1 protein-coding gene is annotated in these 235 nt (G+C 38.3%); it reads right to left on the reverse strand.

Going from position 1 to position 235, the window contains the following annotated elements; all coding sequences use genetic code 11:
• Window positions 1–51: 51 nt before the first annotated feature.
• Window positions 52–235: hypothetical protein (locus tag Q4563_RS22735; protein ID WP_303606162.1), on the reverse strand; the 184-nt coding region annotated here is incomplete at its 5' end.

A 235-nucleotide genomic window follows, 5' to 3' on the forward strand; every position in this document is an offset into this window, starting at 1 on the left:
ATATTCCTGTAGGAGAAATTTTTCACGATAAATAATGTGCGATTCAGCCTCTTAGTGGTCAATTTCTATTTCTTGAGAATAAGATGATAGGGATAGTTTGGGCAGCACATACAAGATGGTTAATGTAGCTTGATAATTCTCTGCCAAAGTAATGGCTCGTAATAACGAGGCTGGCGGCTCATTGTAGTGATCGTCTAAAACGTAAACGATATTACGAAACAACGCCATGTTTCTC

The organism is Gilvimarinus sp. 1_MG-2023 (assembly GCF_030548285.1).